Origin of the sequence: Paenibacillus sp. FSL H8-0282, from assembly GCF_037963825.1 — a bacterium.
GTDB classification, from domain to species: Bacteria; Bacillota; Bacilli; order Paenibacillales; family Paenibacillaceae; genus Paenibacillus_AQ; species Paenibacillus_AQ odorifer.
This window is the reverse complement of the sequence record NZ_CP150146.1, coordinates 1,582,854-1,596,444: the sequence shown is the minus strand read 5'-3', so window position 1 is coordinate 1,596,444 and position 13,591 is coordinate 1,582,854. Positions and strand designations below refer to the sequence as shown.

At 44.2% G+C, this 13,591-nt stretch carries 11 protein-coding genes and 1 pseudogene; 2 read left to right on the top strand and 10 right to left on the bottom strand.

Annotation, left to right across the window (positions count from 1 at the left end; genetic code table 11):
- Window positions 1-17 precede the first annotated feature (17 nt).
- The 8 genes and pseudogenes from NST94_RS06960 to NST94_RS06925 form a co-directional block, all read right to left on the bottom strand.
- On the bottom strand, window positions 18-710 hold the full coding sequence (locus NST94_RS06960; protein ID WP_076302149.1) for a hypothetical protein: 693 nt from the start codon (window positions 708-710) through the stop codon (window positions 18-20).
- The gene (locus NST94_RS06955; protein WP_076302150.1) at window positions 707-3,166 is read right to left on the bottom strand and encodes a hypothetical protein; all 2,460 of its coding nucleotides are present in this window, start codon (window positions 3,164-3,166) and stop codon (window positions 707-709) included. Before NST94_RS06955 ends, NST94_RS06960 begins: the two co-directional genes overlap by 4 nt.
- Window positions 3,163-4,041, bottom strand: a complete 879-nt coding sequence (locus NST94_RS06950) for an ABC transporter ATP-binding protein (protein WP_249267678.1) — start codon at window positions 4,039-4,041, stop codon at window positions 3,163-3,165. Before NST94_RS06950 ends, NST94_RS06955 begins: the two co-directional genes overlap by 4 nt.
- Before the next feature lie 224 nt (window positions 4,042-4,265).
- Window positions 4,266-4,898 carry a carbohydrate-binding family 9-like protein gene (locus tag NST94_RS06945; protein WP_076125364.1) on the bottom strand — a complete coding sequence of 211 codons (633 nt, stop codon included), beginning with the start codon at window positions 4,896-4,898 and terminating at the stop codon, window positions 4,266-4,268.
- A 217-nt stretch (window positions 4,899-5,115) separates the two neighbouring features.
- On the bottom strand, window positions 5,116-5,343 hold the full coding sequence (locus NST94_RS06940) for a hypothetical protein (protein WP_143766440.1): 228 nt from the start codon (window positions 5,341-5,343) through the stop codon (window positions 5,116-5,118).
- Between the two features lie 39 nt (window positions 5,344-5,382).
- The gene (locus NST94_RS06935) at window positions 5,383-6,330 is read right to left on the bottom strand and encodes a Gfo/Idh/MocA family oxidoreductase (RefSeq protein ID WP_256719255.1); all 948 of its coding nucleotides are present in this window, start codon (window positions 6,328-6,330) and stop codon (window positions 5,383-5,385) included.
- Window positions 6,254-6,412, bottom strand: a complete 159-nt coding sequence (locus NST94_RS06930; protein WP_248547758.1) for a hypothetical protein — start codon at window positions 6,410-6,412, stop codon at window positions 6,254-6,256. Before NST94_RS06930 ends, NST94_RS06935 begins: the two co-directional genes overlap by 77 nt.
- A gap of 498 nt (window positions 6,413-6,910) precedes the next feature.
- Window positions 6,911-7,234 (bottom strand): annotated as a pseudogene (locus NST94_RS06925) (sigma factor); the annotation flags it as partial.
- A 247-nt stretch (window positions 7,235-7,481) separates the two neighbouring features.
- Between NST94_RS06925 and NST94_RS06920 the strand changes: the two are divergent.
- A complete protein-coding gene (locus tag NST94_RS06920) occupies window positions 7,482-8,447 on the top strand; it encodes a nitronate monooxygenase (protein WP_076302152.1) in 966 nt (321 codons plus the stop codon).
- A gap of 412 nt (window positions 8,448-8,859) precedes the next feature.
- On the opposite strand, the gene sigK is transcribed toward NST94_RS06920, so the two are convergent.
- On the bottom strand, window positions 8,860-9,402 hold the full coding sequence (gene sigK, locus NST94_RS06915; protein WP_076302153.1) for an RNA polymerase sporulation sigma factor SigK: 543 nt from the start codon (window positions 9,400-9,402) through the stop codon (window positions 8,860-8,862).
- A 95-nt stretch (window positions 9,403-9,497) separates the two neighbouring features.
- On the bottom strand, window positions 9,498-9,743 hold the full coding sequence (locus tag NST94_RS06910; RefSeq protein WP_076302154.1) for a hypothetical protein: 246 nt from the start codon (window positions 9,741-9,743) through the stop codon (window positions 9,498-9,500).
- Window positions 9,744-10,255: 512 nt separating this feature from the next.
- Here NST94_RS06910 and NST94_RS06905 point away from each other — a divergent pair.
- On the top strand, window positions 10,256-13,411 hold the full coding sequence (locus NST94_RS06905; protein ID WP_081383299.1) for an amidase family protein: 3,156 nt from the start codon (window positions 10,256-10,258) through the stop codon (window positions 13,409-13,411).
- Window positions 13,412-13,591 lie beyond the last annotated feature (180 nt).

The following is a 13,591-nucleotide window of genomic DNA, read 5'->3' as shown; positions in this document are numbered from 1 at the left end:
TCCTTTCTCGCTCAGCACTATTGCCTGCACACGAGCCAACCTCTGCCTTTCCCCAATAGAAGCATACAGCAGAAAAGCAGTATTCCAGCTGCTGCAAATAATGCGATAGCGTTATGCGATTTATCTGTGAACCGGCTCACCGGCCAGACGGCTTGAAATAAATAGTACCGATTGAGCGGCATACTGGACATAAAATACTCCAGCAGCCACACCGTTGCCCCCACTCCTAGCCCGACAGCCATATTGCGCCCTAGCAGACTGCCCAATGCCGCCAGACCGCCAAGGAACATATTCACACTGAGGCTATGTTTAATTATGTAAGCTAGTTGTGCCGTACTTAAAACGATCGCCCAGCGGTCAATTGCCCAAAGCAACGCTGCTTCATAGATAACTAGCAATAGCGCAGCGACCGCTCCTCGCTCGGCGAACACGAGTAATTGTGAATATGGATAGCTGAAATGATGGGCAAAAGTACCCTCACTGAAATCATCGGCGAACAAGGCAGCACTCAAGGCAATCGCAAGTAAAGGCAGCACAAATATAAAAGCCACTTTGACATGATAAAAACCAGGAGAGGGCATCATCATTGGCAGCATGAGGCAACCAGCTGCTATCAGCGCCGCAATAATAGCTATAGCTAGCAAGTAGCCGCCCCATAGGATGCGCCAAGCATATTTTGCACGGGACAAAAGAATGAGGGCAACCTTCATTGTCCTCCCTCCATTTTCCTTTGCAAATAGCCTCGCAGAAGCGCTTCCATTTGTTCATCACTGTCCTCGATTTGCTGCTCTGTGCCAATACTGTCATAGACAAGTTTGATGACATCGTAGACACTTTCAATACCGTACTGGCTGTATATGGTGTTCATAAGGTTATAAACCTGATTCGGTGTACCGTTCAAAAAATAGCTGCTAACAGGTTCGAACAGTCGATCTGGCAGTTCCCCTCCGATCAGCTTGAGCTCGTTATAAGCCTGAAAAAAGTTGTTCAGTGTAAATTGGGCGTTTAAATTTAACATTCTCGCATTTCTAATTTCTCTACGTTTGGCACTGTAATCTAGCCAGTATTGCCCCGTTCTCAGTTGGAAGTTCCCATTCTTCCCTCGCTCAATTTCCGACCCAAAATAACTTAACTCAGACAACTTAGACAAAAAGTGGATATCGCGAGCTTCCGGACCTCCAACTGATGCATCTACCATGCCAAGGGTGCTCATACTCACCATATTCAAACTATAATACGGATAATCGGCAAGTGCCATAGTAACCGTCTGGGGAAAACTCGTTGCAGCTTCTCCATCCAACTTTTTCAAAGTACGCGCCGCTTGGGCGTAATGCCTGGCTGCGAACTGTGCTGCTTCTTCGACAGAACGGGCAGGCAATTGACCAGATGCCAACAGACGCAACGTCTTGCCGTCTGCCGTCGCTTCTGCAAGTTGCAGATCGCCCCCAAATAATGTAAGTCCGCTTGCTTCATCCAGCTCCAGGCGCGTGATGGTCGCTCCCTTCTCTCCAGCCATCTTACTAGTAATGACAGAGGCGTTGGAGAACAGTTTCAAGCCACTTGGCCCTGTGATAGCAACTTCAAAGCCCGCCATAGGGCGCGGCAGTTGTGTGTCCAGAATATCTGTAGCGTGACGCCCCCATTCGTAGTGATCGGTAAGCAATTCCGATAGCCGGCTATTGCCGATAACAGGGTACCAGCCATAGAAAGCTGGCAGGAAAATCCTGTTATCGTCGACAACAGCGATCTGCTCCCATCTATCCCTGCTAGGAGCGACGGAATAATAATGCCGCCAATCATTTAGGGTACCTCTATATGTCATCTCGATCTCCAGATGCTCCCCTGGCATAACATCCGTTGCAGGCTTGATCCAAAGTACATCTGTAGCCTCTTCCCACTCATAGGCAGCAGCAGCACCGTTCACCTTCAGTTCCTGTACATCAAAGATATGTCGCAGCATGATTGGGAATCGCTCTAGTGTTGCCGCTTGTCCATTGCTTGCTTGCATCGTCGCCTGTATTTCTAACCCATGCCGCGGCAGTAATTCCAACTTCAGCTTGTAGCTGTTAATGTGTAGATCCTGGAACTTCATTCCGACAAGCAGATCTTTAATATGCGATACCGAGAGCGGATTGCTGGTATTCCCGTTTGTGTTAAGGGTGATCCGAGACATTTCCTCAATATCCGCCTCCGAATATTTACCCGCTGCAATTCCAGCAACGAGCAGTTGCTCCAATTCACGCTGTTGCGTGATATCATTGGCTGAAGTAAGACGTTCGCGATAGAAACGTTCATTGGCATCCGCAATATCTGCCCGTTCCTGCAGGTATCCGTACATCGCACTACCTGCCCATAACAATGCTGCACCTAGAATCAGCATCGTGGGATAGACAAGCCATGCCTTGACCCGTTCCCGCCTGCGTCTACATACTACAAGTAGAACAGTCATGACCATTCCTGCTGCTAAAGCTGCAACGATGCCGCGATGCAGCCAAAATGCCGGATCATATATAAATCCCCACATACGTGAGTAAGACTTACCAATATATTTAACTAGTGAATAATCGAACCAAATCTGCGTATGAGGGGGTAATGAAAAAGAAGGGCGATCGGTCTTAAAAAATTCCGGTAAAATAATTGCCAAGCTAAGCAACAGGACGAAGCTGATCAAGTAACTGTATCGCTTGCGGATAAGGATACCTACTAAGTAGGCAATTACAGTTGCAAATAACATCGGGATGGCAAAGGAAGCCAATACAGCAGAGGTATACCATTCACGCATTCCCCATGAGATGCCATCATTTACGACCAACCATACATAAGCCCCCATCGGCACGAGCGCAGCTGCTAACGGAAGGGTTACAGCACAGAGCAAGCGTGCAGCCTCCATTTCCCATGTTCGATACGGAAAGGTAGCCATCATGGTTGCTGTCTTCCATTCTTCATCCCGCCGTGCTATCGCTGTTGCCAGCAAAGGCAAAATAATGAGGGCTACAAGGCAATACACCTCAGAAATATCCATCACGTATACTGCACGATCCAATTTGGCATCGGTGGTCTGAAACATCAAATACAGGATGCCGACCACAGTTGCCAGCATTAGATACAAGCCTGGGCCACGCAGCAGTAGCTTGCACTCTGTTTTGTAATAGCGAATCAGGCTCATTGGCTATTCCCCGCTCTCATGACCGCGATATATCCGTCCTCAAGTCCTGCCTTTGCCTGGACTGCTCCAGGTAATGGGACAGAACTGGCAAGAACACGCGCCTCATAGCCGGCTCCTGAACGCTTTGCAGTCACGATGGCTGCAGTTTCTTTGAGCTCTGCAAGCTTCTCATCACCCACTTGGACCGTCCACACTTGTCCCTGCACACGCTGGAGCAATTGTTCTTGCGTACCGTGAAATACGATGCGCCCTCCGCTCATAATCGCCATACTCTTACAGTTATTATCAATATCGGCGACGACATGTGTAGACAGTAGCACAGTACGATCTTTACCCAGCTCAGTCAGCATATCACGAAATCGCATGCGTTCTTCGGGATCAAGCCCTGCCGTAGGCTCGTCCACAATAATGAACTGCGGATCACCTAGCAACGCCTGGGCAATACCGATGCGCTGCCGCATCCCGCCAGAATATTTGCCTATACGCACATGGCGCTTCTCCTCCAGATTGACTCGGCGCAACATTTCGGCTACTGCTTTCCTCCGGGCTTTTCCATTTGTAATGCCCTTCATGGACGCGACATAATCGAGATATTCTGCGCCTGTCAACTTGCGATATACGCCAAACTCTTGTGGCAGGTAGCCAAGCAAGCCACGAATTTCACGTTCATCCCGCCCAAGCTTGCAATGTCCAATTTGTACATCCCCTGATGTTTTCGGTATTACTGTTGCCAATATTTGCATCAATGTCGATTTTCCCGCCCCATTGGGACCGAGTAAGCCGAACATACCCGTACCCAATGTCAGGTTAATTCCGTTCAGTACTTGTTTACTGCCATATTTTTTGCACAATTGCTGGATAACTACATGCATCATTACCTGCCTCCATTCGTACTTGGCCAACTACCGTGCGCACGAGTAGATTGTCGAACAGTATAACGACACTCCCTTCTAAAAGTTTAAAAAACAGGTGATTTTTTAAAATAATAGTATCCTTGCGCTGCCAATATGACATTTGTTCGATGTGTCTACTACGACAAAAAAACCTCCAACCCCGTATATGCGGCTTCGGAAGTTATTCATTAACCTGCATTTCGCAGTTACTCTAAGTACAGAATCCCAAAATCACAGCTTCTATGAAATTCTGGTTTGTTCGAATGAACTTTGCTCCATGTTCCAAAGTGCGGATAAACCGTTTCATCGCCGCACTTGTAAAAGTTTCCTCTTATCCTTTTTCCCGGCACTGCCCGAAAATCCGAAAAATAAGATTGTACCCATGCCCATGAGATCGAAAAGCTTAATTCCCAATACGCTTCCCCTTTATCATTAATCTGATCCGTGGTGGATAGGACTTGGAAAAGTGCTGGATTGATAGTGATTGGGAAGCGATCATACCGATCCGCCCCTATCTGCAAGAGAATTGCGCCATTCGCATTAAATTCGAAATTCATATAGCGCTGGTCCGAATCCGGAGAAGGCTGAAAAAAGAACTCGATGCAGCTATCCTTATACACAGGATCATTCATGTTTCTATATGTTCGTATTGGATTCTGTTCGTAAACCTTAAACTGAAGCTTCAGATCCTCCTGACTGTAATTTAATCTTGCTGTAACGACCGGGTTATATCCTTTAAGCCATTGATACTGTTTAATGATCTGGAAATCTTCTGTAACTGAAACATCCGTCTGATTTATCAGGCGGGAAATCACTAAGGTTTCTAATTTTCTTTCCATGGTTCATTCCCTTCGGTTGGAAATCCCACTAGGCTAACACAGCAAAACAACCCTATTAATTAACTTGATTATTTAGACCCGCGACTTACCGGTTTTCCAATACGCAGTCTCGATCCCCGAAATTTCGCACGGCCGTCTGCCGTTACCTGTATTGGCGGATGATGGAACTGCACACTCTATATCCCCTCGGGCGCATCCCCCACTTCCCGATCGATGGTCAGATCCCCCCGTATCCGTTCTCCTGCAATGCGTCGAAATCTACCTTCACCTCGCCGAATGGAACCTCCCGGAATATGGCTCCGGAGCTTACTAGCCCTGCAATCCGTTGATGATCCAGCGGGTGGTACCCGACGGCACCGTATACATCCCTCAGTTCGACTGACTGATGTCGGCTGCCGTACTTTGCATGGGTCAATTTATTCCTCAGCAGGTGTACACCATGCACCGGTTCATCCCCTGTTACCATCACCATGTTGGTCAACCCTTATTTCGCGCAAGGTAACGTAATTCCTTCATGGATCGCCCGGTCGGCTAAGAGAGCGATCTCCATCGCCCGGCAAGCTTCCTCCATTGCCGGTATAGGGGGCAAGTTGTTCTCCAGCATGGACAGGAAATAGTCCAGCTGGGCACCCGTAGGCTTTACGGAGAAGTCCATATTGATCTGCCGGACCGCTCCTTTCTGGTAGTCTTCGACCTCGATCAGATTCCCCAGATGCTGATCCTCTCGCGGTCGTTCGTTCTTGTATATGATGCGAATCCGGCCTGCCGGTCCGATAAATTCCTTCCGGTTATCAGTCGGAAGCCCCTTGCCCCACCCTGTCTCAAAGTAGCCGATGGAGCCGTCCGACAGACGGAGGGTCATGAGTCCGTAATTGTAAGTATACGGCGGGACTTCTTCGTAGAGACGCTGCCCGATCCCATTGACGCTTACTACGTCCGCCCCTGTAGCCCAACGCATCACATCGATATAATGGACGCCGCAATCCACGATCGGCGAGACGTCCCGGAGCAGGGATAAGTGGGAAGCCCAATTTTTGGAGGGCTTCAATTGGGATAGCCGGATGACCAAAGGGAAGCCGATGGCGCCCTCCCGGATCATCTTCATAACCGCCTGGTACGTAGTGTTATGGCGAAGGATGTGACCGATCAGCACCTTGGTTTTAGCTCCACGGGCCAGCTTCATGAATTCCTGTGTTTCCCGTGCATTGCCCGCCATCGGCTTCTCGCATAGGATATGCTTCCCTGCAGCGAGACAATCTTTTGCGATCCCCAGATGGGAGGACGGGTACGTGGCGATAATGACCAGATCCACATCATCACGCTCTATCAAGACCCGGTAATCCGTGCTCCAACACTCAGCTCCGTATTGGCTTGCCACTAAGGAGGCCCTGTCCCGGTTCCAATCCGCCACGCCGATCAACCGGACCCGCACCTGTCGTGATATCGCGTCCAAGTGGAGAGAGCCCATATAACCGCAGCCTATCACGACCGCCCCGTACCTTTTCATGATGCATCCATCCTATCCTTCTCACTCGCGGAGGTTATTTTATGTTGATCCAAGCTCCTTGTTGGGAGAAACCGAAGTCTCCTTACAACGTCTAGTCTTCTTGGGCATTGATGATTTACCATTCTTCATGCATATACTTCTCTTACATTTGTACAATACCGGACTACTACAGAATAACCTGCATCTTGTTATGATACCTTGTCACCTTTATTATATAAGAATGATGGATATTTTTATTTAGCAAAGAAAGTTACTTTTTGCACGATTCCGTTATTCCTTCTAATTCTATGTAGGGGAGGGGCTCGGTTCATAGGTTCTTTCTTCTATCGCTTGCCGCAAGGTCTGCCATTTTTGTACGATGTATGCGGAACTTCAACCCTATAGATCGCCAATGCTGGGCGCACATAAAAAAGCAACTCCCTTTTTGCAAGTCGCTTTTAAAACACTCTATAGTGAATCTTAAGTTATTATCTACTATCCTCACCGCTTCGCCTTATAAAACTCATGATACAGCTTCAGAGCCAAGGATATCGATAAGTGTAATTTCATTACCTTCCTTGTCCGTCCCAATTGGATCATGCAGAGATACATCTTTACGAGTTTTCTTGAGCGAACGCAGGTGCAACAGGATTTCGTTTTCAATACAACGAGCAGCAAATGTGGCTAGTTTGGTTCCTTTGTTCGGACGATAGCTCTCAATAGCTTTTATCAGGCCGATGGTGCCGATGGAGATCAGATCCTCCATGTCTTCCCCAGTGTTATCGAATTTCTTGAGGTTGTGGACACGATACGATGTCAAAATCCACTTTCTTGATAGAAAAGCGTTGATAGAAGTATGAAGGTTTTACCGGATGGATGGCTCTTTTTTTGTTATTCATTGTCCTTTTTTTAATAGTCACTTCGTTTTCTTAAATTTTCACTTCATATCAACAACTTAACAGTTGAAAGACATGATATTTAACATAGTTTGAGCATGTTTACAGTCACATCCGGGAAAGAATTAGCTGTGTTACGATATATCTTATTACTCTAGAGGAGTATTAATAATGTCAACAACTTGCAAAAGAGGTGTGTAATTGAAACTTCCAACAATCCAATTCGGACATATTAAATCGAGAGTTCCTGTTATTCAAGGTGGAATGGGTGTAGGCATATCCTTAAGTGGACTAGCCGCTGCTGTAGCCAATGCAGGCGGGATCGGCACCATCTCTGGTACAGGGATCACTCCTGATGAGCTGAGAATGCATATTCGCAAAACAAGAGAACTCTCTAAAGGAAATGGCTACATCGGTGTGAATGTACTATTCGCAGTGAAGGACTTTGCCGAAAAAATGAAGATTGCTTTGGAGGAGAGGGTTGACTTTATTATTTCCGGAGCCGGAATTTCTAGAGATATTTATGCTTGGGGTAAAGAATATGGTACTCCTGTCGTAACTATTGTTTCATCCGCCAAATTAGCCCGAATTTCCGAAAGACTTGGTGCCTCCGCAGTCGTTGTGGAAGGGTTCGAAGCTGGAGGCCATTTAGGTACAGACAGATCCATGTTTGATATCCTTCCTGAAGTCTTAGAGGCCGTTTCGATTCCTGTTATTGCTGCGGGTGGAATTCTAACAGGGGATGATATCGCAAAAGCCCTTCGGATCGGCGCATCTGGTGTTCAAATGGGTACCCGTTTTGTGGCTAGCCTTGAGTGTGATGCTCCCTTAGCCTTCAAGCAAAAGTATGTAGATGCTCAGCAAGGAGATACTGTCCTAATCAAGTCTACTGTGGGTCTAGAAGGTAGAGCGATTCGGAATGAATTTACGGACCGGATCAGTGATGATGCCAAATTAAAGATAGTCAAATGCTATAATTGTCTAAAGGTTTGTTCACATCGCTTCTGTACAATGGAATCCCTGCTCACTTCCCTTAGAGGAGATGTTAAGAACGGATTGGTTTTTGCTGGGTCCAGAGTTCATGAGATTAAAGAGATTTTGTCCGTACAGCAGATTATCGACAATTTAATGGATGAGTATCAATGGGCATTGAACCCGACAACTTAAGGTTGTTATAAGATTCAAAAGCACGATTAACCACTTAAGCAAGCTTGGGATTTCCTAGCATAAGTGGTTTTTTTATTTCGCTTGATACTCAAATTTAGTTATATTTAATAAGCTTTTATGTTGTATTTAACTAAAGATTTCCGTACCTTTCTTTTTAATTGCAACAACAGCTAAATATCTTCACAGCCAAAATGCAATATGCCCAATCCCCAGGATAATCGCAAAAGATGACTGGATATATGTACTCTTCAGAGCACCACTTAACAATTTGCCCTCTCCCTTTCTCATGTATTTTTATGAGTTGGTTTAATACAAAAATTCGCTGAACTATATCTTCTCTAAAAAATTCTAATATGATCCTTGAAGCTTTCTATGTATGCCGGTTAACGGATACTACCTTGTGATTATGAGTTTACCGCTTAGCCTTATAAAACTCATGATAAAGCTTCATGAGCGCCCTCTTCTCTATCCTCGAAAAATAACTCCGCGAGATCCCCAACTCCTTAGCAATCTCCCGCTGTGTCCTCTCTTCTCCACCTGTATCCAGCCCAAACCTACCCACCACAACTTCTTTCTCCCGGTCATCCAGAATATCTAGGTTGCGATATATCTTACTCTTTTCGATCTTCAGATCGACTTCTTTAATGACATCATCAGCTTCAGAGCCAAGAATATCGATAAGTGTAATTTCATTACCTTCTTTGTCCGTCCCAATTGGATCATGCAGGGATACGTCTTTACGTGTTTTCTTGAGCGAACGCAGGTGCATCAGGATTTCGTTTTCAATACAACGTGCTGCAAATGTGGCTAGCTTTGTTCCTTTGTTTGGACGATAGCTCTCAATAGCTTTAATCAGGCCGATGGTGCCAATGGAGATCAGATCCTCCATGTCTTCCCCAGTGTTATCGAATTTCTTGAGGTTATGGACACGATGTGATGGCAAAAAATAAACCAATTACGATCGATTCTGATTCGAATTGGTTTCCTTTTGCATATTAAATTTAATTTGTAGTTTCCGATTGATTTTTTGTGTACATCCTGGTAATCCATTTAAATAACAATTACTTGATCAATCAACTCTAAGTGAGATATCAGATTATTCATACTTGCTAAATTGCGTCTAACAATATCCTCGGTTTCAATATGATAGCCACCGTTTTTCACACGTAGAACAATACATTCAATATTTAGCCGAACATCTGCTAATCCCGCATAAAACACAATAATTTCAAAGCCTTGTTCCTTTGCATCCCTCATCTGCCTTATAACGTTATCACCCGCTAAAATGGTTTCCACAATGAAATCCCACTTATTCCAGATACACTACCTGGCTATTCTTATGGCTTCTTTCCCAGCAGAAACTTTACTCTTTTCAGGATGCCCATTAGTGATCTTGCGGCTATGCATCTGGAATCATCAGTGATTCTGCTTTATGCCATGCTCCGATATAGAATCTTCCACTTTCATGAAATGAAAAACATAATATTCTCCGTTAATTTTAGCTGTTCCTTTTCTTTTTGATTTCGTCAAATTCACATAGAGATAAGTGAAATTCAAGGTTTTTGGTGATGCAGCCGGATGATGATACTCAATATCCTATAGATTCTCCAAAACCTATCATAAATTGTAATTTATTTAACGAAACAGTTTACATATACATTACACAGAATAATTAAAAGAGCCGTTTTTCCCTTTTTTCAAACTCAAAATATATTAAATTCATAATATTCATTGACTGAAACAAATACTAGTGTTATATTTCCTAACATTAAATAATAAAATACATACAGGAAAAGGAGATTACACACATGAATAAGTTCAAACGTCTACGTGAAACTAAAAGAGAGCATTCTGGTTCCACCCGATCTGAATATTCACCAGCAAAAAAAAATTGGAGTAAAAAGCAATTTATAGCTACTTCAATTGTGTTATCTGTTATTGCTACGAGTGTAATTCCGTTCCAAACAGCTGACGCTTTAACTAGAGTTACTTCAGAAAGTGGCACAGTATGGGAGATTCACGATGTTTTTGCTCCTAGCTTAGACACAGGAAGTTTACGTACAGTTGGTTCTACACAAGTACAAGGTTTCGGCAATATCTTTGTTAAAGTGTCCTCGCCTTCAGCTCCACTGATGAATGGTCAAATGATGCGTGGGTTTGACTTGAAATATGACGGCGTTAATAAGTTTACTTCGGCTCAATCTGTAAATCTAGGAAATGTAACTGTAACACGTGAGGTGTATGTGGATACTATTCATAATCGAACGAGATTCTTTGATACTTTCACTAATAAAAATGATGTGGCAATAAAAGTTGATGTATCATTCGGTGGCTCTTTAGGATATGGTACAACAACAAATGCTTCAGTAGTTAAGGCAACCTATTCAGGCGATCTAAAGGTAACTACAGATGATTCATGGATTGTTGTAGATAGTAGCGCCAAAAACAATAAGCCGCTAGGCGTTGCAGTGGGATCTCCAAAGCCGTTTGATAATGGATTAACCGGTCTAGGTAATCAGCAACAGGATCCATTCACAATACCCTTAGCTGAGTATGGAAATGAAGCGAATTTCTATGGGTTCATTAATTCACTAAATATTGGGCCGGGCGAATCGAAATCCCTAGTAAATTATGTACAAGTTGGAGAAGCTGGTGAAGAAGGGTTGAAAAATCTGGTTGCTATGCTAGATGGACTTAATAGTCTGCTGGATGTAACAGGATTAACAAACGCACAAATTCGGTCAATTAGCAACTGGGATATATCTGCTATAGAGGGACTTGATACTGGAGATCATCTGGTTATACCAAATGCTCCTGCACCTAAAGAATTAGTAACTTCATCGCCGTATGATGTTAAGAATAAATCAATTGCAGAAATGCAACAGGATATGATTACTGGCAAAACTACTTCTGTACAAATTACTCAAGCCTATTTAGATAGAATCAAGGTATACGATGAGGGACAATTGGGATTCCATGCATTCCTGCATGTATCTGAAACTGCGCTTAACCAAGCAAAAGCTGCTGACGATGCCCGTGCACAAGGTGTAAAAGGTGATTTATTGGGTATTCCAATTGCGATAAAAGATATTTATGATACAAAGGATATGCCTACTACCGGTGGCAGTAAAGCTCTTGAAGGCTGGCAGCCTGATTCTGATGCATTCCAAGTGAAAAAACTGCGGGAAGCTGGAGCTGTAATTATTGGTAAAGTAAATACTTCTGAGTTTGCTAACAGCGGAAGCTTTAGTGAAAGCGGTTGGCAGCAAACATGGAATGCACTCTATCCATCGAAAACATCTTTTGGCTCAAGCGGCGGGTCTGCAGTATCTGTTGCAGCTGATTTTGCAGCAGCAGCAATGGGATCGCAAACAGGGGTATCTCTCTATGCACCAACTACAGGCGCTAGCTTAAAAAGCTTCCGGGGTACAGACGGTATGGCAAGTACTACAGGTGTACTGCCACTCACTTGGGGACAAGATTATGCAGGTCCCATTGCTAAAACAGTAACTGACCTAGCCATTATATTGAATGCTACAACGGGTACGGACCCACAGGATATTTTCACAGTCACTGCTGATGCAGATCATAAGCGTCCAGTGGATTGGAAGGAATCTCTGGATGTTAATGCATTGAAAGGAAAGAAAATTGGATACATTCCTGCATCCTTTGTATCTGCATATGCTGATGATGATACTGGACAGGCAGTGATGGATAAGTTCTCAGAGCTTCAAGCAGCGGGTGCGACTATGGTTGAAATGTCAGCTGTACCATCAGGCCCTAGTCGTCCTTCAGGTATTAATGGATCTACTGAAGGTTGGGCACGTTATATTGAGCTTCATAAGGACTTCCCTTATATTGATGGAGCAAGTGTACTAGCTTCAGATAAAGTGCTTATCTATAATCAAAGAGGATATAGTACCCCAACTCGTATGACTGAACAGGCTGTACAAGATTACATTAAGTATAGAACTGACTATAAGGAAGTTATCAAAGGCTGGATGGACGCGAATGGTGTTGATGCTGTTGTTTATGCAGGTTTTATTAGCGACGTATATAACAATGACGCAGCAGCTTCTCAATTAAGTTCAGACCGTAACACAGGCGTATTAACCTCTACTATGGGTCTACCTACGGTAGTTGTTCCTGTAGGAACGAATGACAGCGGGTATTCTATCTCTATGCAACTGGTTGGTAGAGCATGGGACGATGCAAAAGTTTTAGGCATGAGCTACGCTCTTGAGCAACAAAGTCAAGCTAGACTACTTACAACATTTGCTCCAGCACTTCAATACGTTTCAAACTCTACTAATCCTGATCCAAACACAGATAATGGACCAACCCATCCAAATACCGGAGGAGGTACAGTGACACCTCCAGCAATAACAACGCCTATAGAAACACCGGCACCTGCAGAAACAATAACACCAGCAGATAAACCGAAAGTTGTTAGTTTTGTAGATACAATGAATCATTGGGCAAAAACAAGCATTGACGCACTAATTGCTAAGGGATTATTGACGGGGTATTCCGATGGAACATTCCGTCCAAATTCAGGTTTGACTCGTGCGGAAGCCATCAAGGTAATTGCAACGCACATGAAACTTGAAGGACAAGAAAGTAACTTTATAGATGTATCTCCAACTCATTGGGCGAATAAGTTTATTGGTGCAGCTGCTAGATCAGGCTTGATGAACGGATATAGTGACGGAAGCTTCCGTCCAGATGAGAAGATTAGTCGTGGTGAATTAGCGGCACTAATCACTCGAGCTTTTAAGCTAACAGGTACTGGAAACACATCATTCAAAGATGTTACAAGAAATGCATGGTATTATGATTCCATTGATGCACTCGCATCCAATAATATTATTACAGGATACGCAGACAGTACATTTAAGCCTGAAAAAGATATTACTAGAGCAGAGTTTGCAACAATTGTTTCCAGATTACTAGAGACTTACTAGAGACTACTAATTAAAAGAAATTCAATTAAAAATGACAGAGTACTCGAGTAACCACGTTTACAAGAAAGGCCATCCCGAAAGGGATGGCCTTATAACTTGCCGTTACAGATAGTGCGATGAACCGTATCATAAGTAGAACGAAAAGACTCTTTCCGGATTATGGAAAGACGGTCTCGTTTA

Excerpts from the sequence above, each read along its gene's own strand:
- NST94_RS06905 (WP_081383299.1), top strand. The coding sequence starts at position 10,256 with ATGAATAAGTTCAAACGTCTACGTGAAACTAAAAGAGAGCATTCTGGT.
- NST94_RS06930 (WP_248547758.1), bottom strand. The coding sequence starts at position 6,412 with ATGCATCATGAAAAGGTACGGGGCGGTCGTGATAGGCTGCGGTTATAT.
- NST94_RS06950 (WP_249267678.1), bottom strand. The coding sequence starts at position 4,041 with ATGATGCATGTAGTTATCCAGCAATTGTGCAAAAAATATGGCAGTAAA.
- NST94_RS06960 (WP_076302149.1), bottom strand. The coding sequence starts at position 710 with ATGAAGGTTGCCCTCATTCTTTTGTCCCGTGCAAAATATGCTTGGCGC.
- NST94_RS06955 (WP_076302150.1), bottom strand. The coding sequence starts at position 3,166 with ATGAGCCTGATTCGCTATTACAAAACAGAGTGCAAGCTACTGCTGCGT.
- NST94_RS06945 (WP_076125364.1), bottom strand. The coding sequence starts at position 4,898 with ATGGAAAGAAAATTAGAAACCTTAGTGATTTCCCGCCTGATAAATCAG.